This window comes from Candidatus Abyssobacteria bacterium SURF_5, assembly GCA_003598085.1.
GTDB lineage: Bacteria > Abyssobacteria > SURF-5 > SURF-5 > SURF-5 > SURF-5.
On the sequence record QZKU01000075.1, the window covers coordinates 1 to 21,778 of the forward strand.

Genomic DNA, 21,778 nt, shown 5'->3' on the forward strand with positions numbered 1-21,778 from the left:
CGGACGCAGGCTCGAACACGCGCCCACCGCCACCGCCTCCTGCCCGATATACAAATGCACAAACCCCGGAACGTTCCCATTCGCAAACTGGACCGATACCTCTTCCTCAAATTTCCGAAGCCGTTGCATCGATTCGTACAATTTCAGAAGAGAATCTTTCGCGGCTTTCATAGATCTGATTCCTCCACCTGATACAGTCACTCTTCATGATCCAGGAGTACGCCTAAATGCGTTTCTTTCTGAGCCCGGAAGGGAATCGAATTTAGAAGGCTTTTTGTTCCCGAAGCCGATTGATTGCCGCCGACATGCTGGGCGGATCGAGGTTGTAACGATTGTATAAGAACTCGGGGTAGCCGATTTCCGAATATTCGTCAGGAATCCCCAGCCTCTTGAGTTTTACAGGGAGTCCTTCCTCCGCAAGAACTTCCGCAACGGCGCTTCCGAGACCGCCGATTATGTTGTGTTCCTCGGCGGTAATGATATAGCGCGTTTCGCGCGCGGCCTTGACAATGGCATCCCGGTCGATCGGTTTTATTGTATGCATATTGACGACGCGGACGCTGAGTCCTTCCTGTTCGAGAGAGCGACTCGTTTCAATTGCCGCCAAAACGGCCATACCGCACGAAATGACGGTAACGTCAGATCCATCCCGCATAAGCACCGACTTGCCGACTTGAAAATCATACCGGTCATTCTCATAGGCCGCCGGCTCCAGACCCCGCCCAATGCGCATGTAAACCGGTCCGGGCCATTCGAGACTGGCCGAGACGGCGCGAGCCGTCTCGATTGCATCGGCCGGGACGATTACGGTCATATTCGCAAATGAACGCATGATTGCGATGTCCTCTGTCGCGAAATGTGTTGGTCCGCCCGTGCCCATGCTCAGTCCGGAATGAGTCGCCACAATCTTTACCGGCAGGTAATTATACGCGATATCCGTCCTCACCTGTTCGCAGGCGCGCATTGACGCGAAGGCTGCAAAGGTGCTCACAAACGGGATTTTCCCGGCCCGGGCAAGTCCGGCTGCAACGCCGAACAAGTTCTGTTCGGCAATGCCGACGTTGAACGACCGCTCCGGGAAGGCACGGAAGAATTCCCCGGTCTTGTTGGAACGCATGAGGTCGGCGGTCAGCACAACGATATTCTTGTTCCGGTGGCCCATTTCTACCAGCATTTTGCCGTAGACTTCGGCCTGGGTGAGCATATCGATTGTTTCAATATTATACGTAAAACCTTCGGCCATTTCCTATTTCCCTCCGGATAGCGAGCGGGCTATGCCTCCGCAACGCTCGCATCGATTTCCTTAATGGCTTGCGCTTCCAGATCGCTATCGATGGCGCCATAGTGCCATTTTGCATTGTTCACCATGAATGAGACACCGTGCCCCTTCTCGGTATTGGCAATAATGGCCGTCGGAGTTTCGCTTGAGGGCGGCGGGAGCTCGTTGAAAATGTTCAGCAGTTGCGCCATGTCGTGTCCGCCCACCTCGAGCACGTTCCATTGAAAGGCGCGCAATTTTTCGGCCAGCGGCTCGAGCGCCATGACCTCCTCGGTCCGCCCATCGAGTGAAAAACCGTTTCGATCAATGACGGCAATCAGGTTTCCGAGCTTATAATGACTGCCGCTCATGAAAGCTTCCCACACGCTACCCTCCTGTAACTCGCCATCGCCGAGAAGGCAGAAGACGCGCCAATCGGCCCGATCCAGGCGGGCGCCAAGCGCCATGCCGACGGCCACCGAGAGGCCATGCCCGAGAGAGCCCGTCGAATGCTCGATGCCCGGGGTGGAATGCGCATTGGTGTGCATGCCGAAGGGGCTGTCCAGCTTGTTAAAGGTCTCCAGTTTATCTTCGGGAAAGTAACCGACTTGGGCGAGAATGGCATCGAGTGCGATGGCGCCGTGCCCTTTGCTCAGAATGAAGCGGTCGCGGTGGGGCCAAGCCGGATTTGCGGGATCGATATTCATGACATGGTGATAGAGTGCAACGGTAACATCGATCATGGACAGGCCTCCGCCCAAATGTCCACCCATCGCTATCCGTGCAAGTTCTAGTACTTTTTTTTGCGCATCCGCCACTTTCCTTTTCAAGAACTTCTCGAGTTCTTTTCGGTCGGTCAGATGTTTCGTGGTGGTCTGTGCCAAAGAGATTCCTCCCATGAATAATGTCGTTGCTACCAGGTTGACGATTCCAACACACCATTGGCGCACTAGAACCGACACATTCTATACCGGATGTTTTCCCTTAGGCAAGCATTATCTTTTCATTTCGAACGCTCCGCTCTCTTAGACGGAGGTACAAGCCAATCCAAAGGCTTCTGCGACACCACAGTGGGTAACCTGCCCGTATGCAACGTTCACGCCCTTCTTAAGAACGTGATTTTCATCCACCGCGCGCTCCCAGCCCTTGTTAGCGATCTCCAGGCCGTAGAGCAATGTCGCGTTCGTCAACGCATAGGTCGAAGTCCTCGGAACTGCGCCCGGCATATTTGCGACACAATAGTGAACGACACCTTCTTCTATATAAGTCGGGTTTCTATGCGTAGTGGGATGCGAGCTCTCACAGCAACCGCCCTGGTCAATTGCGATGTCGACCAATGCCGAGCCTTTCCTCATGTGCTTGAGCATTTCACGAGTAATTAATTTGGGCGCGCGCCAACCGGGAATCAGGACAGCTCCGATAACAAGGTCCGCATTAACGACTTCCTCCTCGAGATTGGCCGGATTCGACATCAACGTTGAAACATGCCCCTGCGTGACGTCATGAATGTATCTCAAGCGCGCCGGATTGATATCCAGGATACTCACTCGCGCTCCAATTCCGACCGCGACAAAACAGGCGTTCGTGCCGGCTATGCCGGCGCCCGCAACAACGACCTTCGCGGGCGGAACTCCCGAAACGCCCGGAAGCAAAATGCCGCTGCCTCCGTTTTTTGCCTCAAGGCAATATGCTCCCATCTGGATGGAGAGTCTTCCGGCCACCTCACTCATTGGCGTGAGCAGTGGAAGCGACCCGTCATCGAGCTGGATCGTCTCGTAGGCTATGGCCACGACTTTCTTCTCCATCAAATTTTCCGTGAGGGCTCGGTCGGCCGCCAGATGAAGATATGTAAATAAGATTTGCCCTTCCCGCATCAAAGAGAATTCCGGGCCGAGCGGCTCTTTGACCTTGATAATCATATCCGCCCGTTCCCACACATCCTTGGCATCGTCACACATGCGGGCGCCGGCCTTCATGTAAGCCTGATCCGCAATAGCGCTTCCTAGCCCCGCGTCTCTTTCAATCAACACCTGATGTCCATTGCCCACAAACGCAGAAACGCCCGATGGGGTAATTGCCACTCGATTTTCGTCGGTCTTGATTTCCTTCGGAACTCCAATAATCATTGCTTCCTCCCCTTGCTTTACCGGCTGGAGTGGTTCCCTCTTGTGTCGCCGGGCGCATTAATGCCCGTTCCGAGAACGTTAAGGATCTGATTCACATGCTGCTTGATATTGTCGCCATTCTGTGAGAGTTCCTGGCGCGTAAATACGCGAAAGCGTTCTCCCTGATAGGAACACGCCAAACTCGAGAAAAAAGTGGAATAGATACAATCCAAAACGTAGGCGGCATAACGAAGGGGGAGATCCTTTCGAATGCGCCCCTCACGGATGCCGTTTTTCAGAATCGCAGTAAAAAATCGGGCCGATCGCTTCTCCAAAAGCTGCGCCAAATCGACAAGCGACCGCTCATCGCCTGACGTACTCAAATCAAAATACATCTTGAACATGCCCCGATACTGCGGGAATATCTTGAGGCTTTCGTCAAAAAGTTTCTCTATTTTTACAAGCGGGTCCAACGCCATACCTTCGATGGAATCGAACAGCTTTTCCTGGATCCTGACGGCTTCTCTAAAAGTCGAGTAATAGAGGTCGAGTTTGTCTGCGAAGTAAAGATAGATCGACCCCTTTCCGATGCCGGCCCGCTGTGCGATAACATTGACGTTGGCTTTGTGATAGCCGCAACGGGCGAATTCGGCGGCGGCATTTCGAAAAATGCGGTCGCGTTTTTTCGCATCAATTTTTTGAAGTGCATCCTTGGCCATGGGAATTTCATTCTCCGGGGTGAATGACTGGGCGGTCACCCAGTGACTATATATCACACCTTCGGCATCATGTCAAGCAGTTTCTGCCGGTAATCGTCCTCTCGATTTCCATTGCTTGCGCAGCAACCCGGGAAGCCGCAAACTAAGGAAGAACCGCTGAAGGGAAGAGAATCCATGGGAAAATTGAACGCACAAATCAAGGAATTCCTGAGCCAGGAGCGATTGGCCTATGTGGCAACAAGCAACAATGAAGGATTCCCGAATGTTGTGCCAAAAGGATCGCTTGGCGTGCTCAACGATGACCAACTGGTGTTTGCGGACCTCTATTCGCAAAAGACGAAACGAAACCTCCTGCAGAATCCTCGCGTAGCCATTGCGGTGGTTAATCCGCCGGCATATGAAGGATACCAATTCAAGGGGGTCGCCCAGATAGTGGATTCCGGGCCCGTGTTTGAGAAGGCACTCGAACTTGTCGATTCGGTCCGAATGGATCGAACAAAGGTAAAATATGCCGTCGTCATCACTATCGAGGAGGTGTATGATCTTTCACCCGGTCCGGAATCCGGGAAGAGGATAGCGTGAGTTTAATCTTTCGCCGACGAGGCAGATTCTCCTGCCGCTGCAAGCGGTTGATCACTCACGGGCCGACGGAGTGAGGCCGCCGTTTCGGACGCTCAATTTCCCGATATGCGGTAACAACAGAGGTTGTGCCCGTGGATTTATTTCATGCCCGGCTGAGATTTGAGGGCTTTTCAGAATCAGGCGGCATATTTTTGTAACAGGCGCTCAAGGGCCTGTTCCGGCAGTGCTCCTTCAACCTTCTCAACGAGCTGTCCTGCCTGAAAGACAATCAGAGTGGGAGTAGCCTTGATCTGATATCTATTCGCATATTGCGGATTTTGACCAACGTCGATCTTGGCGACCTTGACTTTTCCCTTATAGCGTAAAGCCATGGCGTCCAATGATGGTTCGAGCGACCTGCAGGCGCCACACCAAGTGGCGAAGAAATCCACTAATACCGGAATTCGTGCGATAAGCACTTCATGATCGAAAGTCGCGTCCGTGACTGGAATCGGCTGGTCGGATGTTGCGCCGGAGAAGTCTAACGTGGTCTTGCATTTTCCGCAAACGGCTTTCTTCCCTTTTCTGTCACTGGCTCGATTTATCGAGCCGCAGGAAGAGCACTTAATGTACTGTGTCACGCGCTCCTACTCCTCATATGTCACGACTCGAATGATCCCGATTGTGGCGCCCGATGTATCTGTCGTGGTTGCGTCCGATACGGAAATAACCTTTCGCACCTTGTTTTTCGCAATGAATTCGTTGACTTGCGCATCCAGATCAGTCAATTCCTGCGTGATATGAAATATCTTGAATTGTGAGCCGAAGGTTTTGACCTTGATCATCTTCACGATCTCCACTACGTCGTCGAGTGTATGTCTAAGTCATTTGACGAGCGCATTCCGGCAACGAGGAAAACAACTCACCCCCCTTTTCCCATCCTTTCAAGGCCAATACTCTAGAATCTTATCGTTCCACCGCGCCAAGGATTCTGCTAAGGTCTTTTTGCTCTTTCTCTTCTGTCGGGTGTATTTCCTGGAAATCTCCGCGCAGGGCCTTCAGAGCATAGCGTTCCGCATCGATCTCGGCCGGAGTGCGAAAGCCGAGCATGCGCAGCAGGGTCATGGGCGCCGTCCATCCCTTTAGCGACTGCTGCAAGAGGCAACCGGCGGCCAGCACGGGCAAGATATACCACTTACGGCCAAAAACAACGCCAAACGCGAGTCCTGCAAGAGTGAATCCCGCTGCATTCACGCCGAAAGCGCGTTCGATGTCCCACTCTTCATCGAGTTCATCCAGTCGGTCATCGATTGCGTCTTTCCCTGCTTGAGAATAATAAAGCACTCTCATCTCGATGTCCCGCCGGATTTCTTCGCTAATCCTTTCCGCCGTCGCACTTCCGATTACTTCTTCCGAGCTTACGCTCGAAGTGCTGCTTGATTCTTGATCCATTTCATTTTCAGCTTCATGTGACATTCCACCGGTTTCTTCCAGCATAGGAAATCCTCCCCTCAAAGCCGAGCGTGCGCAAGTTGTTCTTTAGCAAATCTATCATCCTTTTCGGATTCCGTCTATATCCAAATGATTTTTCAGAAAGGAGACGGTCATCCGTACGCTACCTGAGTGCCAGCACTCGCAGAATCAACAAGTGCGTTGCGGAAATGATCCGCTCGCGCCCAGCTTCAAGACGGTTAACAGGTAAGATGTTTTTTAATAGCAACAATGTTCATTCCTCCAAACATATTTTTTTCATTTAACTCAAATAGAAGACAACGTAAACACCCGGTTTGCGGAAGAGGGGAAGTAACTCGACCACGGACGCGCGCTTGAAGTTCCGCTGTGCAGGGCCGCCAGACCGCGTCTGATCCAACGGCTTCGCCACACTCAGTTTCCATTTTCTGCGAATGAGAGATCTCTTGCCTTAACGTCTACTGTAAGTCGATTGGTTCTCTCCTGTCTATTTCTTAAAAAGATACTGCTCGCGATACGCATTCTGTTCAATCATTAGGAAATGGCACAGAGATTGCCTCAGTTAGGTTCGAAACAATCGCAATCTCTCTTGATTGTGGGAAAAAACAAACATCTTCTTTGGAGGGCATAAGGATGAGGAAAAAATACCTTGTGTTGTTGTTGGTCTGCCTTGTCCCCGTATCGTGTCAGTCGGCCCCACCAGGGGCGACTGTCGGAGAGTTTCCGGTCGCACCGATGGCGGTATACCATCTGGAGGCTCCCGACATGATTGAAATAGCCGTCCTACCCCAGGAAGAATTAAATCGTATTGTAATCATCCGTCCTGACGGCAAAATCTCGCTCCCGCTTATTGGCGACGTTCATGTTGAGGGACTCACTCCGATGGAGCTCTCCGAGAGGCTGACCACCGACTTCTCAAAATACGTGAGGAACCCGGTAGTATCTGTGATCGTCACCGGATTCAACAGCAAGAAAATTTACGTCATCGGCGAGGTCTTCCGCCAGGGAGCATATCCGTATACGGGCGAGACGACCGTATTCGAGGCGGTCGAGGAAGCTGGCAGCTTTACGAGACGGGCCTCACTTGGGCGAGTCATCCTGGTGCGGGGGGACCTGCAAAATCCGCTTGTGATCGACGTTAACATGAGCGATGTGGTTCGCAAAGGAATTCAGGTGAAGGATCTCCACGTGCAGCCGGGGGACATCGTTTACGTGCCTCCGAACGGATTTGCGAAAACAGGTTACGCAATCGAACAGGTGCTCTTCCCCTTCACCCCGATACTCGGGGTTGGCAGGGATATCGGCTATTTTCGCGAGCTTCAGGAAATCGGAGACTAATACAGTAACTGCAGTCAAAACAGAGGTAGCGACATCATGCAAGCTTCAAACAAGGTGGATGTCCAGCAGTATCTTGATATGGTCACCAAGTACAAATGGCATGGGGTGATTCCAGCATCGATTCTAATGCTCATTCTGGCGATCGCGACGTCGTTTCTGCCAAAGGTTTACAAGAGTTCATGCCTGGTCGAGGTCGATCGCGGGGCCATTGCGAATCCTCTAAAAACAGAACGCGACCGCCCGCGAAACCTTTCGGAATACTTGACATTCTTCTCGGAGAACGCCATCAAGTGGTCAATTCTCTCACAGGTGGTCGACAAGGTGGGAGTGAACACGATCCTGGAGAACAGTGATAAATACAATCTGAGGACGATCAGCAAGCTAATCGGCCTGGTCGGCCCGGTCCGAGAATCGGGCAAGTCCGTCGATCAAGAATATCTACGGAAAGAAGCGGTAATCAATCTTCTCAAAAAGGAGATAACGTTCACCCAGAAACCTCCCAAGTTTCTGCTGCTCGAATACAGCGGGACTGATGCCAACATCAACGCGAAGGTTCTGAACACTCTCGTAGCTATGCTGATCGAGGAGAGAACAAAAGCAGGCCTTGCACAGGCCGGCCAGACCTATGATTTTATTCGAGCCGAAATGGAAAGCTACAGGCGGAAACTTGAATCAGCCGAGGTCAATCTCCGCGAATTCAAGGAGCAACATGTTACCGAACTCCCGTCAAACATGAACATAAACATTACCCAATTAATGAACGACAAGTCCGAACTGATGGCGGCCGAAGCTGAAATCAAGGAACTGACCAGCCGGGTACAGTACATCGATGAGCAATTGAAAAAACAGAAGGAATTGATCGTATCCGAGGTGACTCTCGAAGCGAATCCGATGCTCGCCATGCTTAACCAGCGGATCATCGATGCGGAGATTGAACTGACGAACCTGATAACCAATTATACGGAACTCCATCCGAGGGTAATCGAAACCAAATCCCGTCTTGCGAATTTGAAGAAGCAGCGCGAGGGGGTAACCGAATCGACATTAAATTCTGAGACGACCATTCTAAATCCGGTCTACCAGCAGTTGACCCAGGACAAGCAAAACGCTCTCCTACGAAAGGAGTTGCTGACTAGCCGGGCCGGCCACCTCAGGCAGAACATCGACGAAAACACGGCTCGTGTACGAAGCATGCCGTCGCAGGAGCAGCAATTACTCACGCTGACCCGCAATTATGAAGTTACGGCCAATATTTACAACATGTTCCTCCAGAAACTCGAAGAGGCGCGGTTGAATGAAAAGCTGATAGCGGCCGCGACCGATGAGGACTCGTTCCGGGTAATTGAATATGCGCGCGCCTCCCTAAGGCCGATCGCGCCGGTCAGGTTGAAGCTCTTCCTCATCATCCTGCTGATCGGCACGGGCACCGGCGCCGGAATAGTTGCTCTTTTCAATTATTTTGACGACTCCCTCAAAAGCATCGAAGAAGCGAAGGAGTTCCTGGGTAAGCCATTTCTGGGAACCGTTCCATCTCTTTCTGAAAAGAATAACAACGGCAGCATCTACACCTACTTGGTAACAAAAGGTCGACATGTATCTCGAATACTATAAACTGAAGGAAAGGCCATTCAGTTTGACACCCGATCCGGCTTTCCTGTTCTATAGTAATTCACACAAGCGCGCAATTGCCTTTCTTCGGTACGGCCTGCAGGAGTCAAAGGGGTTCCTTCAGTTGACAGGGCCGGTAGGATCGGGCAAAACAACCCTCCTTCGAGCGGTACTGGCCAAATTGGATGACAAGACCCGGACTGCCTACATTATCAACCCATGTGCTCCTTTCCCCGAACTGCTCAAGGCAATCATGAAGGACCTTGAAATTCCAAACATCCCGCCTACCGTTTCAAAAATGGAACTTCTTGATTTCTTTCATGACTATCTGCTCATTCAGCTCAAGCGCACCTGCCGCGTCATCATCATCTTTGACGAGGCTCAGAACCTCAGCCTCAAGAATCTCGAAGAGATACGGATGCTTTCCAACTTTGAAACCTCAAAAGAAAAGCTTCTGCAGATAGTTTTTGTTGGCCAGCCGGAGTTCTCTCAGACGCTCGACCTGCCGGAATTGCGACAGTTACGACAACGTATCCAGGTGCGTTACCACTTGTCACCGCTCCGGCAGAAGGAAGTGAAAGAATACATTCACCATCGCCTGCAAAAAGCCGGCTCGAACGGCAACATCCACTTCACTGAAGAGGCTTGTGCCGAAATCTTCTCTTTTTCCGGAGGGATTCCTCGTATTATCAATGCCCTCTGCGACGTGACCCTGCTCATAGGATACGTCGCCGAACAGAGTACGTTCGATAAAGATGCCGTGCACGAGGCCATAAATGAGCTGGAAGGGAAGTTCGACGAATCTTCAGAACAGGAGGACATAGATACTCCAGCCGAGGGCCCCGAAGATCTCCCGGCGGTGGAGAGCCAACCACCTGCCCCCGAGGCGACCCCTGCAGAGGCTGCCGAGGAAACCGCCGCCTGCATTCAACAATTGAAACAATACGAAGTCAAGGTGGAAAAACGCCCCCCCATAGTCGAGGATTCCTCAGACTCGAACAATGGCGATGGTTCCTCTGAATTGTCTCAAACGGTGATCGGAGGCACCCGACGAGGATCCTCAGCGGCGCCGATGCGAACGCAAGGCTCCCTACACGCGGCCGCCGAGTCTGCTCCCTCGCCCATCCCCTTGCCCTCCGCAAGGCGGGCCCAGTACGTCCCGTTGCGATCGTTTCTCCGGCGTCACGGCCAAAGAGATTTTCGAACGGCCGGCATAGGCGTTATTCAACTGGGAGGAACAGAGAGACCTCGCGGAACTTTGAAACAATTTATCTGCAAATACATAATGGGGAAAAACGGCGCCGGTCCGGCGGCCCTCAGCAAACTCAGGAGTGAGGCGGAACCTGAGCCGGACGCTGCACCGTCCGCGCAAACATTCCAGCCGCAGATCGAGGCCGCGCCCGATAACGGCGTCAGTCTGGCGCAACAAATGACCGATCCGTCCGAGCAGGCTCACGCAGCGACTGCGCAACCGGGAACAACATCGATTTTCGTCCTGTACAAGAATGGAACAGTTTCGAAAGGAACGGCATTGGAACTATCCCTGGAGGCAGAGGGTTTTGAATTCTCATCGCTCGACTGCGCGTCATCCGAGAATCTACAGTATGTCTCCTACGAAGAGGTTACTGCGGTCCGGGTTCTCAACAGTCCTGACGAGTCGCGAAAGAAGTGGCCGACGCCCTTTGAGGGAGAGGGACACCGAGCGGTAATTGCTCTCAGAAACGGGATTGTTCTTGAAGGAACAGTGGGGGCCATTGCGGAATTCGCCGAGCCGCGCTTCCTTCTTTATTCAACGCGAAAGAAGCGGCCCGTATGGACGCTGATAGAAAAGGCGGGAACCATAGGTATCCTGTGCGGGGATTATCGAAGCGGAATGTACAATGAGCCATTCGAGTATTTGGCTTATCAAGGGCTAGCTGACTGTCGTGATTATCTTGCGCCGTCCCCGGAGGAATCCGGAGCCGATGAAAGGTTCTGCGCGAATGACTTTCTTACGGCTTTGCGAAAGTATCAAGTCGCCGCCCGGATGCGACCGTCTTCACGACGACTTCTCATGAAGATCTCTCTTGCAAACCTCAATCTGGGTATTCAACTCGTGCGCGAACACAAGTACGGCCGGGCCTTGCATATCTTGAGAAAAGTGGCGGCGGATGATCATCTCCGAACGAGAGCGCAGAGTCTTGCTGCAACTATTGCCATTCTGTGCAAGCCGCCATTGCTGATGAAAAAGAAAGAGTTCTAACCGATTGCTCGAAAGGGGCCGATATGTCAAAAATTGAGCGAGCATTAAGAAAAGCCGAAGAAGACAAACGGAAAATTCCACCCAGCGATCCCCCACGAGATGAGGGGCCCGATCCAACAGTTCCGCATGTCACGCAGACGGTCAGGGAATTTCAGCCTTCACACACGGAACTTTCAGAATCCTTTCGAAAGATCGCTGCGAGGCTGAAATCATGCTGTGAAGTGATGGGGACGAACGACATTCTCTTCACGAGCGCAATAAGCCAGGAAGGCAAAACGACAGCGGCGGCAAATTGCGCAATAGCCCTGGCACAGGATTTCAATCTCTCCGTTTGCCTTGTGGATTGCGACCTGCGCAACCCACAGCTTTCGGGATTCTTCACTTCGCCCCAGGGACCGTCGATTACCGACGTCTTGCGAGGGACCGCGGAAATCCCTTCGGTCATCCAGTCAACCACTACGGCAAACCTGTCGATCGTCCGATCAACAAAGGCAGGCCGCTCGTCTCTTCCGTTATTAAGCAGCGGCAGGCTTGCAAACCTTGTTTTCGAGCTGCGCTCGCGATTTGATTTCGTCGTATTCGACTCTCCGCCGATTCTGCCGATCGCCGACGCGGTAGTGCTTTCCAAGAGCGTTTCGGGCGCTGTTCTTGTTATCGAACCAGGCAGAACCCGGAAGAAACACATCGAACAAATTCTCGAACAGATCGACCCCGTTCGGGTCATCGGATTCATCATGAACTACAAGAGATATCGTATTCCACAACCATACAACTACCGGAAATACTACGATTACGGTTCATGCGCACCTTTGGCGCTTGAAGGGAAATAGGCAAAAAGGAAAAAGGGGAAGACTATGGTTGAGAACGGCGACGAAATCCTGACCGGACAAGAGGCAAGACAATTTTTGAAAATTAGCCGTTCGACTCTTTGGAAGCTCACTCGAGAGTCCAAAATTCCGGCGTATCGCGTCGGCAACGGAAAGACCTCGAACCTGCGCTATAAGAAATCCGAGCTTATGGCGTGGTTGAATTCCAACCGAGTCAGCGAGAGGATACTCGAATCGCGTGGAATTCAGTAGTACCTGAACCCTGCTCCTTACACTTTTCCGGTTCCGGGGGGTACCGTGTGCTCCGGCTGAACGCCATTTTCCCGAGGATGTGTAAGGTAAAGAAAGGTTTTTCATGTATGTAGAACACATTTCCGACTTTTCACAGTTCGAGTCGCTTCGCGAGGAGTGGAATTCCTTTGTTGACCGGTGCGATGAAAGTCATATCAGCCACACACATGAATGGCTGGTTTGCTGGTGGAAGGCATTTCGGGAAAACGCACAACTGTGGATTTTGCTGTTCAGGAAGAGGGGGCGGCTTGCGGGAATTTTGCCGCTGATGCTCAGGCGGAAGCAATTCCGGGGGTTTCCCGTGAGGGTGCTCAGTTTCCCATTGAACGGTCACACACCAGAAGGCGGTCTGCTCTTCGAGAAATCTCAAACGGAAGGGCTCGAACACTTCCTGCGATATCTCCATGACGGGCGCAACCGGTGGGATATCCTGCGACTCGAGAAAGTCTATCAAAAATGTCTGTGCGATACTGATTTCCCTCTTCTCCTGGACAAGAATAACCTTCGACATGTGCACGTGGACACTTTTCAGTCGCCATACGTGGAGACCACCGCCGACTGGGATGAGTATTATGCCAGTCGGTCAAAGAAATTTCGAAAGGTGATGAGGAATAAGCTGAATCGAATGAATCAGGACGGCCTGCTTAGCATGGAGCGGTTGACTGGAGCGGACATCACTCCCGAAGCGTTGGAGGAAATCTTTGATGTCTCGAGGAGGAGTTGGAAAGCACAACTGAAACGATCCATTCCCGATGACGTCCATGTTGAAAACTTCTATCGCGAGATCACGGCCGCACTGGCCCCGCTGGAGAAAGTGGACGTGTGGCTGATGAGAAGAAACGGAAAGGTTGTAGCCTTTGAATACCATCTCAAGCACAAAGGAATCATTTATCCTATTCGCGCAGATTTCGATGACTTCTACCATGTTCTTTCTCCCGGATCGCTGCTCGAATTCCTTATCATGAAAAGGCTTTTCGATGATCCTCTTATCAGAGGCTGCAACTCGTGCGGGCGCACCTATGATTATCTGATGCATTGGGCGACGGACATAATCGAGCACAGGGAGATTCTCATCTTCAATTCCAGGAGTTATTCACGACAGCTCTTCTTTCTGGAATCCAAGATAGTGCCAATAGCAAAAAAGGCCAAAACCTGGGCATTTGATAGGGAGCAAAACAATGAAAAAGTCACTGTCCAGAGAGATGCTCGAAAGATTCACTCCATCCATAGCAGGTGAAGTGGCAAATGCCGTTCGGCGTGAAGTGAGCTATTCTCGCGGAGAACCCAAGCTGGCGGTACTGTTTTTGACATACCGCTGCACTTCCCGCTGCCGCACGTGCAAGATGTGGCTGCTTCAATGGGAGGCCAAGCGCGAGCTGACGCCGGCCGAGTGGGTACGGGCGGCTGATACACTGACCGATGCGGGTGTCACAGTTTTCGAACTGTTCGGCGGCGATGTTTTCTTAAGGAAAGATGCATTGTTTCCTCTTATCTGGCGCCTGAAGAAAAAAAATGCAACAGTCCATATTCCGACGAATTCCCGGCTCCTCGATGAGGAGACGGCCGAGATGCTGATTGACGCGGGTGTCGATTACTTGTACCTGTCGACCGATGGGATCCGGGAAACCCACGATAGTATCCGCGGAATCGGCAATGCTTTTGCATCAGTGCAAAGGGCAATTAAGGCGCTCGTAAAAAGTCGAAGAAACCGGTCGTGGCCGCGACTGATTTGTAACACGACCGTTTCCAAATACAATGTCGATTCCCTCGAGAAAATCGCTCAGTTCGCATCGACTTCGGGCTTTGACGAAGTCGATTTTGAATATGTTGGCGAGATGACGAAGGAGGATGTCGCCTCCTCAATGGTAGATGGCTTCAGTCCAACACCCTATTTTCTCAGAGACGGAGAATCGGTGCTCATATCTCCCGCACAGGCAGTCATTCTTAAAAAGAAGCTACGCGCGATTCACCGCAAACATACGTCTACCGGTTTCACCGTCAGCAGCGTCAATATTGACTGTCTCTCCGAAGACGACCTTATTACCGGGTCGGTCCCAAGACATAAATGCTACACCGAGCGATGTGAAGTTGTTGTCGATCCCGGCGGAAACGTGGTTGCCTGTCCCTTCTTCCATACATATAAGCTCGGGAACCTCTTTGAGGAGGATTTCAAAAAGATCTGGTGGAGCAAGAAGCACGAGAGCTTTCATCGGCACTTGCGTGAGAAAGGACTTCCCATGTGCCGGCACTGCATTCCGAGCGTCCAGCGCAGTCATTCCTTCTCCGACAGGTTGGAAAGAATCTACACGGTTCGCTTGCGGGCGGCACAACGAAAACTACTTGCGATTTCAGACCTATGAGTCTTTCAGGAAGAGCAAAATACTACTACCTCAGATTGCGGGAAGAGTACAGCGAGAATGGCCTGTTGGATACCGGCACATTCGTCTGCTCAAGCGCGATCCGGAAAGCTTTCCTCACTAACAGCTCCACCTGGTACCGGTTGGAGTTGCGGAATTGCTTGCCACTGATAAAGCCGCGTGTTGCAGCGCAATTCGATTTCATGGATCTCGAGCAGGCCACAGAATATTTCCGAAACAGGCATGTGTCCTTTCCGTGGATGTTCAGCGAATCCGAACTGGAAGTTGCGGCCTTCAATGGGCATAAGTTTCCTTGCTTTCTTGTCGACGGCGCCATCACGGCATATTTGAAAGTCGGCATCTCCAACGTCTACGTGTTTGATTATAAACAGGCCGTTCATCTGGCGCCCGCCACCGCCATATTCTACGACGGGTTCGTTGAGCCTTCGTATCGGTGCAAAGGCCTCGGAGCCGCCATCCTTTCGGCAACCGCAGCTTTCCTTAAGGAAGCTGGTTTCCACACTGTTTGGGCGCAGATTCCCGCATGGAACGTCGCCTCTATAAGAATGACACTCAACGCCGGTTTTGAACCCGTTGGCGAAGCACGGTATTTTCGGGTGCTCGGAAGGGAATTCCTGTTCAACCGCCCAAAGAGTCTCCCGCTTCGACTGGGATCCTTCAATAGTGGCGGTTATCGGATGAGCCTGGAGGAATCGACGAGCCAGCAACAAAGCGTCAAGGCCGGCAGACCGTTGACAAAAAGGAACGATCGGAACCCATGAATGCTCAAAATAAATGGAAAAAGTTTGGAGCCGAAGCCGCTTGCAGGACCGGTATCTTCGAAATCGGCCGGTTCTTCCGCAGGAACACGATTCCGATACTCTGCTACCACCGTTTCGCGCAGTCCCGGAAATATGGCGCCCTGCCGGCAGCCCTCTTTGAGAGCCACTTGAAATACATCAGGTCGCGCTTCACACCTATCTCATTCCGGCAACTCGACGCGATCCTGCAAGGCATTATCTCAGTCAATAACCCCATAATACTCACTGTAGACGATGGCTATCGCGACTTTTTCGAGGTGGCCCTGCCGTTGCTGAAGAAATATGGATGCACTGCAACTTTTTTTGTCACAACTCGCTTTGTGGATGGAGAGATATGGCTGTGGCCGGACATCATAAACTACGCCGTTCAGCATACCGAGCGGGAATCCCTTTTTCTGCCGGTCACCGGAGAATCCATCCGGCTCACAACCATGGAGGACAAGGCGGCTGCGCGCAGTCGTCTTCACAGGACTTATAAGGAACTGTCGACCGAACTACGGAAGCGCTTTCTTGAAGATGTTTCCACCGGCCTGAACATAAGCATTCCTGAATTACCCAGTTTCGACTATCAAGCGGCTTCATGGGAGCAGATACGAGAGGCGGCCAGAGAAGGTCTCGAGGTCGGCTCCCACACAATGAATCATGAAATCCTGGCCCACATCGATCCGAAACAGGCGGAGGCAGAAGTCGAGCAGTCGAAAAGGCGAATCGAAACCGAGTTGAACGAGGACGTAATCGCTTTTTCCTATCCAAATGGGATGCAAGGGGATTTCAGGCAGTGCGATAAGGAAGCGTTGCGAAAGAACGGCTATCGCTTCGCCGTCACCTGTAACTTCGGTTTCAATAATCTCGATTCCGATCCGCATGAGCTTGATCGAATTGTTGCAAGTGCCGATATCGTTTCCTTCACTAAGGAAGTGTCAGGCTTTGAGAACCTCCTCCATCCTGGATCAAACGGCAGGACTTACACCGCTTCCGCTCCTCCCGCCACTTCGACCGTGGTTTCATCGCTCTGTGATGACGAACAAAAGGAGGAATGGGACCTCTTCGTGGATCAGTCCGAGAGCGGAAGCGTTTTCCACCGGTATGCATGGAAGCACGTCTTCGAAAAATCCTATGCGAACACGTGCCTCTACTTGATTGCCAGGGCTGAAAGAGCGGTCGTGGGGGTACTTCCCCTGATTTCAAAGAAAAGCCTTCTTTTCGGAAATTTCTTTGTCTCACTTCCCTATTTCGACCATGCGGGTATCTGTGCCGACGGCCAAGAGGCGCGCAAATCCTTGTTGTTATGTGCGATCGAGTTCGGCCGGCGCGCAAACGCCCGCTATATCGAGTTCCGCTACGCCCGGGAAGAAATGCTCCTGCCCTCTAAACAATCAAAAGCTTCTTTGGTGCTTCAGTTGCCGGACGACCCGGACCGGCTGTGGCACACGCTGAAGGCAAAGGTTCGCAATCAGATAAGGAAGGCTGGGAAGGCGGGCCTGTCGGTGGTATCCGGAGAACAGGATCTCATCGATGACTTCTTTTCTGTCTATGCACGGAACATGCGTGATCTCGGTTCTCCCTCACATTGCAGGTCCTTCTTTCAGAACATCTGTGAATATTTTCCGGAAGCGGTACGCGTCTTCTGTGTCCGCCTTAACCACAAGCCCGTTGCGGCGGGCTTTACTATCGCCTCGGGAGACGTCCTCTGCATTCCCTGGGCATCGTCATTACGCCAGTACAACGCGATGTGTCCGAACATGCTGCTTTATTGGGCCGTCTTATCATATGCCTGTGAGAGAGGCTTTGCCTCGTTCAATTTCGGTCGATCCACTCCCGGCGACGGCACATATCAGTTCAAGATGCAGTGGGGAGCAATTCCTGTGCAACTCTATTGGCAGTACTGGCTGGCGCCGGGCGAGACACTGCCGAATTTGAGCATGACCAACTCGAAATACAGTCTTCCGGTCCGAGTGTGGAAAAACCTCCCGCTCACCGTAACCGAAAAACTCGGCCCACGGATAATACAAAAACTTGCATAGCCGAGATTTCTGTATCGCGAGGAAGGAGGAGACCGCCGATCGAGCAGCCATTCAAAATTCGATTCTCTTTGTTTTAGCCGGATCTATAGGCGGTCGGGAAAAAGAGGGACCATGAAAATCAGGCGGATTTTACCACCTTCGGGTGCTGAAGTAACTTTACGCGCCCTGATCAGCGCCACGAGAGGCCTGACTTGGCCCTCGAACGTGCTGGTGAAATTGGAAAATTCGCTGAAGGACATCTTTCAGGCCAAATACGCATTTTTGCTTTGCTCCGGCCGGGCGGCTCTGACGGTTATACTCCGGGCGCTGTCGGATATTACCGGCAGAGACGAAGTTATCGTCCCTTCTTATACCTGCTTCTCGGTACCGGCATCAGTCGTGAGGGCCGGTTTGAAGGTTGTCGTGTGTGATGTCGGAAAAGATAGTGCGGACTATGACACGAGAAAGCTTCAGCCCCTCGTGAACGAGAAAACCCTCTGCATCATCGCCAATCATCTTTTCGGTATTCCGTCGGATGTCGACGCGCTAATGGCTGTCGCGCGCACTCATGGTTCATTCGTGCTGGAGGACTGCGCGCAAGCCATGGGCGCCACTATGAGAGGTAAGCCGGTAGGTTGCCTGGGCGACGTCGCCTTTTTCAGCGCCGGGCGCGGCAAGAACGTGTACCTGGTTTCCGCGGGCTTAATCATCACTGCTGACGAACGCATAGCGTGGGCGCTGGCCCGAAGGATATCGCGCCTGCCGGCCGCTCGATTGAATGAAAATATCAAGGCAGCTATGACAGCTTTCTTTATCTATCTGTTTTCGCGCCCGTTCCTCTACTGGCTGCCTTACAGTCTCCCTTTCCTGAAAATCGGCACGACTCTTTATTCCACGGATTTTCCCATTGCGCGCCTGCCCGCCTTTAACGCGGGATTCGCAGAAAGATTGCCGGCCGTACTTAGAGACTTAACGGAATCCCGAAGAAAAATTGGCGGCAGGTATCGCAGGAAACTTATGGCGTGCGGTTTCCATGCTCTGGACGAACCGATTGGCGCCTCCGCCGCCTATCCCCGATTCCCCGTCCTTGCCCATGATGGCATTGAACGGGAAACCATCTACAGACGTTTGACTCGCATGGGGATGGGAGCGACCATGGGCTATCCTGCGGCCATTCCGCACATCCCACAGCTTCAGATGTCGGAAAGCTGCAAGAGGGATTGTCCCAATGGAGAGGCCCTTGCGAAACTTCTGATAACGCTGCCGACGCACCGTGCTGTTTCCTGCAGCGATATGCGGATTATCCTGGAAGTATTCGAGGAACATGCCACGCCGAGTGCAAAAGAACTTTCACCCTTGACGAATGCGGTATGAGGAAATCAGAAGCAACCAATGCGATTGAATGGCTCCGCCCTCTCCCTGCAGGAGGCGGCGGGTTGCCGTTGTTGCGCGCAGGGAAATCGATTGGCGCCGTCTTTCCTTTGCGGCCACTCAAGGCGTCAACTGTCGGACGAGGAGGCGTATGACCATAACCCCGGATGCAGATTCAGCGATGCGAGGCATGGACAGGATGGCTCACGGTGTCGTTTCGAGGATCCCACCGCTCCTTCTTGCACACCGGCGATTGGACACCTTCTCCTCAAATGTCTTCATTGTGTTCACTGTGAAAGCAATTTCCACCGTTGTTGGAATGGCAACGGGTATCCTGGTCGCCAGAAGCCTCGGGCCGACAGGAAAAGGTTCCTACGCGTTAATAACGACGCTTCCCGCCCTCGTCTTTTGCCTCGTCCATCTCGGCGTTGCCGAGGCCAATGTGTATTTCCTGCGAAAGCAAACGCACCAAATGGATCCCGCCGTCATTCGCGGCAACACGATGGCGTTTACGATTTTGATCAGCGGCTTCACTGTGGCCACTCTCCTCCTGCTGAAACCTTACCTTTGCTCAACGTTCCTCTCGGAGCTTCCGGACATCTACTTCTACATCATACTGCTGCTGGTTCCTTTTTTTCTGTTTGACACCTTCGGCAGTTCTCTACTGGTGGCATTCGAACAGTTCAAGCTTCTATCAGCGATAAATCTTGCCCTAAGATTCGTTGATACTTTTGTTGTCGTCGCAGTTCTCTACATATTCGATCTCGGACTGATGGGAGTGGTACTGGCGTACTTACTTTATTTCGTGCTCAAATCCGCCGCCTTTTTCCTTGTCGGCTTCTGGAGGCAGCCAATCCGCCGGATCCCCGATTTGAGAAGCATGTACTCCAGTATCAAGTTTGGGTTGAAATCACATGCTCAAAGTCTTACCGGAGTCCTTCATTACAAAATAGATATATATATCCTGGCCCTCTTTCTCACCCCAGGCGATATCGGCTATTACAGTATTGCGGTCGCGCTCGTATCATTGATCTTCTACATTCCCGACGTTGTAGGGCATGTGATGTACCCAAAGGTCGCCTCGCTCAATGAAAAAGATGCCCATCTTTTTACCGCGCAAACCTGTCGCAACACCCTCTTCGTAACCATACTGCCGGCTGCCGGAATCATCGTGTTCGGAAGATTTCTCATAAGGCTGCTTTACGGCCAAGAATTTCTGCCGGCGACCAGCGCACTCTACCTGTTGATGCCCGGAACCATCACCATGTGTCTCTATAAGATCCTCACGCGCAATTTTACAAGCAGGAACCGGCAGGAATTGACAGTTTTCGCCGGATTGTTTGGTTTACTTATCAACGTCGGCCTTAACCTCATGCTCATTCCTCGGATGGGAATTGCGGGCGCCGCTCTTGCCACCAGCATTTCCTATTCGTCCACCAGTATTCTTCTCCTTTTCTTTTTCCTGCGCCAATCAGGAATCAGGGCCAAGGACTCTCTGTTCATAAATGGGTCCGACATTTCCGCTATCGTCCAAACGGGTCAAAGCATTGTTTTCCCACACAAGATAAAGCCGCGTGTACAGGTATGAAACGGATTCTTTTTCATGAGAGCAGCTTGAATGGAAAAGTGGGAGGGTCCCACCATAGCCTGCTGCTCATTATCAAAAATCTGGACCCCACGAAATACGAGAAGATGGTTGTCTTAAATTCCGATGTTGCGCTCCGTCCGGAATTCGAGAATGTTTGCAAGGTGCTCATCTGGGAGGGACCCAGCGCCTCTTATTTTGCGGGGCTCGGGGCGCGGCAGGGATGGAATACGAAGTTCTGCAACTGGCCGACGCCTATCGGGAAACCCGCCAATTTCGTGTACTGCAGCTCACGCATGTTCTATAACGATATCCTTCTTGGGGCGACCGTGATCAGGAAATATTATCATCTCCTTAAACGCGAAAAGATCGACTTGCTGCACTTGAATAATTCATTCGATACCTATTGGAGCCTTGCCGCCATGCTGGCTGGAGTACCCTTGGTGCAGCACGTGAGAGGCGTCAGCGGAAGTCTGTCCTCACCGCTTCGGAACTATCCGGTAAAGGTAATCTGTATCTCCGACTGCATCAAGCAGAATGTTCTGGCCCGTGGAGTCGACGCCCGAAAGGTAGTTCGCATTTACAACGCCGTCGACTGTCAAACGTTCCGGCCGAATCGGAATTCACACGAACTGCGCGCGGAGTTCGGGCTCCAGGATTCTGATTATGTAGTATCGCTCTTCGGAAACATCCAGAAATGGAAGGGACAGGAAGTTCTCTTGCGAGCCTGCGCACGGCTGAAGGAAAGGCACAAGAATCTTAAATGCGTCCTCTTCGGTGAAATTATAGAAGAGGGCTACGCCAAGGAACTCAAGCGACTTGCGGATGTGCTGGAATTGAAAAATTCCTTTCACTTCGCTGGATTCAAAAAGGAAAATGCGGACTGGATGAATGCGTCGGACGTGATTGTTCACACATCAATTCTGCCGGAGCCCTTCGGACGCGTGTTGATCGAGGCGATGAGTCTGGGCAAGCCCGTCATTGGAACAAACCTTGGCGCCGTTCCCGAAATTGTGGAGGACCGAGAATCAGGGCTTTTATTCGCGGCCGGCAACGACGAGCAACTCGCCGCTCATATAGATTTTTTGCTAAAAAATCCCCATGAGGCCGAGCAGCTTGGGCGTAGCGCCATCCAGAGGGTTAAACAGCTGTTTGACGTGCGCCAGCATATAGAAGCCATACAGAATCTCTACAAAAGCATCCTCAATGGTGACTGAATTGT

General features: G+C 52.1%; 21 protein-coding genes. 13 read left to right on the forward strand and 8 right to left on the reverse strand.

What is annotated here, in order from left to right:
• The 5 genes from C4520_10895 to C4520_10915 form a co-directional block, all read right to left on the reverse strand.
• The coding region (locus tag C4520_10895) for a hypothetical protein (protein ID RJP20655.1) at positions 1-171 on the reverse strand (171 nt) is incomplete at its 3' end.
• A 91-nt stretch (positions 172-262) separates the two neighbouring features.
• Positions 263-1,243 (reverse strand): transketolase family protein, encoded by a 981-nt coding sequence (locus C4520_10900; protein ID RJP20656.1) that lies wholly within the window; start codon positions 1,241-1,243, stop codon positions 263-265.
• Positions 1,244-1,272: 29 nt separating this feature from the next.
• A complete protein-coding gene (locus tag C4520_10905; GenBank protein ID RJP20657.1) occupies positions 1,273-2,157 on the reverse strand; it encodes a transketolase in 885 nt (294 codons plus the stop codon).
• Between the two features lie 126 nt (positions 2,158-2,283).
• Positions 2,284-3,384: an alanine dehydrogenase gene (gene ald / locus C4520_10910; protein ID RJP20658.1), complete on the reverse strand. Its 1,101-nt coding sequence runs from the start codon at positions 3,382-3,384 to the stop codon at positions 2,284-2,286.
• A 17-nt stretch (positions 3,385-3,401) separates the two neighbouring features.
• A complete protein-coding gene (locus C4520_10915; GenBank protein RJP20659.1) occupies positions 3,402-4,082 on the reverse strand; it encodes a TetR/AcrR family transcriptional regulator in 681 nt (226 codons plus the stop codon).
• Between the two features lie 174 nt (positions 4,083-4,256).
• On the opposite strand from C4520_10915, the gene C4520_10920 reads away from it, so the two are divergent.
• Positions 4,257-4,664: a pyridoxamine 5'-phosphate oxidase gene (locus C4520_10920; GenBank protein ID RJP20660.1), complete on the forward strand. Its 408-nt coding sequence runs from the start codon at positions 4,257-4,259 to the stop codon at positions 4,662-4,664.
• A 176-nt stretch (positions 4,665-4,840) separates the two neighbouring features.
• Here the strand turns inward: C4520_10920 and trxA are convergent, their stop codons facing one another.
• From trxA to C4520_10935, 3 genes are all read right to left on the reverse strand, one after another.
• A complete protein-coding gene (gene trxA / locus C4520_10925; protein RJP20661.1) occupies positions 4,841-5,284 on the reverse strand; it encodes a thioredoxin in 444 nt (147 codons plus the stop codon).
• Positions 5,285-5,290: 6 nt separating this feature from the next.
• Positions 5,291-5,488 carry a hypothetical protein gene (locus C4520_10930; protein ID RJP20662.1) on the reverse strand — a complete coding sequence of 66 codons (198 nt, stop codon included), beginning with the start codon at positions 5,486-5,488 and terminating at the stop codon, positions 5,291-5,293.
• A gap of 121 nt (positions 5,489-5,609) precedes the next feature.
• Complete coding sequence (locus C4520_10935) at positions 5,610-6,140, reverse strand: hypothetical protein (GenBank protein RJP20663.1); 531 nt, start codon at positions 6,138-6,140, stop codon at positions 5,610-5,612.
• Positions 6,141-6,746: 606 nt separating this feature from the next.
• On the opposite strand from C4520_10935, the gene C4520_10940 reads away from it, so the two are divergent.
• The 12 genes from C4520_10940 (at position 6,747) to C4520_10995 (ending at position 21,773) form a co-directional block, all read left to right on the forward strand.
• A complete protein-coding gene (locus tag C4520_10940; protein ID RJP20664.1) occupies positions 6,747-7,451 on the forward strand; it encodes a hypothetical protein in 705 nt (234 codons plus the stop codon).
• Between the two features lie 36 nt (positions 7,452-7,487).
• A complete protein-coding gene (locus C4520_10945) occupies positions 7,488-9,062 on the forward strand; it encodes a hypothetical protein (GenBank protein ID RJP20665.1) in 1,575 nt (524 codons plus the stop codon).
• Positions 9,043-11,301, forward strand: coding sequence for a hypothetical protein (locus C4520_10950; GenBank protein ID RJP20666.1), 2,259 nt, complete (start codon positions 9,043-9,045; stop codon positions 11,299-11,301). The genes C4520_10945 and C4520_10950 overlap by 20 nt, the downstream gene beginning before the upstream one ends.
• 23 nt (positions 11,302-11,324) lie before the next feature.
• On the forward strand, positions 11,325-12,131 hold the full coding sequence (locus C4520_10955) for a hypothetical protein (GenBank protein RJP20667.1): 807 nt from the start codon (positions 11,325-11,327) through the stop codon (positions 12,129-12,131).
• 24 nt (positions 12,132-12,155) lie between these two features.
• Positions 12,156-12,380, forward strand: coding sequence for a DNA-binding protein (locus C4520_10960; protein RJP20668.1), 225 nt, complete (start codon positions 12,156-12,158; stop codon positions 12,378-12,380).
• A gap of 103 nt (positions 12,381-12,483) precedes the next feature.
• Complete coding sequence (locus C4520_10965; GenBank protein RJP20669.1) at positions 12,484-13,656, forward strand: GNAT family N-acetyltransferase; 1,173 nt, start codon at positions 12,484-12,486, stop codon at positions 13,654-13,656.
• On the forward strand, positions 13,598-14,779 hold the full coding sequence (locus C4520_10970) for a radical SAM protein (GenBank protein ID RJP20670.1): 1,182 nt from the start codon (positions 13,598-13,600) through the stop codon (positions 14,777-14,779). Before C4520_10965 ends, C4520_10970 begins: the two co-directional genes overlap by 59 nt.
• The gene (locus C4520_10975; GenBank protein ID RJP20671.1) at positions 14,776-15,558 is read left to right on the forward strand and encodes an N-acetyltransferase; all 783 of its coding nucleotides are present in this window, start codon (positions 14,776-14,778) and stop codon (positions 15,556-15,558) included. The genes C4520_10970 and C4520_10975 overlap by 4 nt, the downstream gene beginning before the upstream one ends.
• Positions 15,555-17,621 carry a FemAB family PEP-CTERM system-associated protein gene (locus C4520_10980; GenBank protein ID RJP20672.1) on the forward strand — a complete coding sequence of 689 codons (2,067 nt, stop codon included), beginning with the start codon at positions 15,555-15,557 and terminating at the stop codon, positions 17,619-17,621. The genes C4520_10975 and C4520_10980 overlap by 4 nt, the downstream gene beginning before the upstream one ends.
• A 111-nt stretch (positions 17,622-17,732) precedes the next feature.
• The gene (locus C4520_10985; protein RJP20673.1) at positions 17,733-18,974 is read left to right on the forward strand and encodes a hypothetical protein; all 1,242 of its coding nucleotides are present in this window, start codon (positions 17,733-17,735) and stop codon (positions 18,972-18,974) included.
• Positions 18,975-19,002: 28 nt separating this feature from the next.
• Positions 19,003-20,559 carry a flippase gene (locus C4520_10990; GenBank protein ID RJP20674.1) on the forward strand — a complete coding sequence of 519 codons (1,557 nt, stop codon included), beginning with the start codon at positions 19,003-19,005 and terminating at the stop codon, positions 20,557-20,559.
• Positions 20,556-21,773, forward strand: a complete 1,218-nt coding sequence (locus C4520_10995; GenBank protein ID RJP20675.1) for a glycosyltransferase family 1 protein — start codon at positions 20,556-20,558, stop codon at positions 21,771-21,773. The genes C4520_10990 and C4520_10995 overlap by 4 nt, the downstream gene beginning before the upstream one ends.
• Positions 21,774-21,778 lie beyond the last annotated feature (5 nt).

Bases quoted from the DNA above. Each gene is read 5' to 3' on its own strand.
- C4520_10960 (RJP20668.1), top strand. From the start codon at position 12,156: ATGGTTGAGAACGGCGACGAAATCCTGACCGGACAAGAGGCAAGACAA.
- C4520_10975 (RJP20671.1), top strand. From the start codon at position 14,776: ATGAGTCTTTCAGGAAGAGCAAAATACTACTACCTCAGATTGCGGGAA.
- C4520_10990 (RJP20674.1), top strand. From the start codon at position 19,003: ATGGCTCCGCCCTCTCCCTGCAGGAGGCGGCGGGTTGCCGTTGTTGCG.
- C4520_10945 (RJP20665.1), top strand. From the start codon at position 7,488: ATGCAAGCTTCAAACAAGGTGGATGTCCAGCAGTATCTTGATATGGTC.
- C4520_10980 (RJP20672.1), top strand. From the start codon at position 15,555: ATGAATGCTCAAAATAAATGGAAAAAGTTTGGAGCCGAAGCCGCTTGC.
- C4520_10905 (RJP20657.1), bottom strand. From the start codon at position 2,157: ATGGGAGGAATCTCTTTGGCACAGACCACCACGAAACATCTGACCGAC.
- C4520_10965 (RJP20669.1), top strand. From the start codon at position 12,484: ATGTATGTAGAACACATTTCCGACTTTTCACAGTTCGAGTCGCTTCGC.
- C4520_10955 (RJP20667.1), top strand. From the start codon at position 11,325: ATGTCAAAAATTGAGCGAGCATTAAGAAAAGCCGAAGAAGACAAACGG.
- C4520_10950 (RJP20666.1), top strand. From the start codon at position 9,043: ATGTATCTCGAATACTATAAACTGAAGGAAAGGCCATTCAGTTTGACA.
- C4520_10915 (RJP20659.1), bottom strand. From the start codon at position 4,082: ATGGCCAAGGATGCACTTCAAAAAATTGATGCGAAAAAACGCGACCGC.
- C4520_10985 (RJP20673.1), top strand. From the start codon at position 17,733: ATGAAAATCAGGCGGATTTTACCACCTTCGGGTGCTGAAGTAACTTTA.
- C4520_10935 (RJP20663.1), bottom strand. From the start codon at position 6,140: ATGCTGGAAGAAACCGGTGGAATGTCACATGAAGCTGAAAATGAAATG.
- C4520_10970 (RJP20670.1), top strand. From the start codon at position 13,598: ATGAAAAAGTCACTGTCCAGAGAGATGCTCGAAAGATTCACTCCATCC.
- C4520_10900 (RJP20656.1), bottom strand. From the start codon at position 1,243: ATGGCCGAAGGTTTTACGTATAATATTGAAACAATCGATATGCTCACC.
- ald (RJP20658.1), bottom strand. From the start codon at position 3,384: ATGATTATTGGAGTTCCGAAGGAAATCAAGACCGACGAAAATCGAGTG.
- C4520_10930 (RJP20662.1), bottom strand. From the start codon at position 5,488: ATGATCAAGGTCAAAACCTTCGGCTCACAATTCAAGATATTTCATATC.
- C4520_10995 (RJP20675.1), top strand. From the start codon at position 20,556: ATGAAACGGATTCTTTTTCATGAGAGCAGCTTGAATGGAAAAGTGGGA.
- C4520_10920 (RJP20660.1), top strand. From the start codon at position 4,257: ATGGGAAAATTGAACGCACAAATCAAGGAATTCCTGAGCCAGGAGCGA.
- C4520_10940 (RJP20664.1), top strand. From the start codon at position 6,747: ATGAGGAAAAAATACCTTGTGTTGTTGTTGGTCTGCCTTGTCCCCGTA.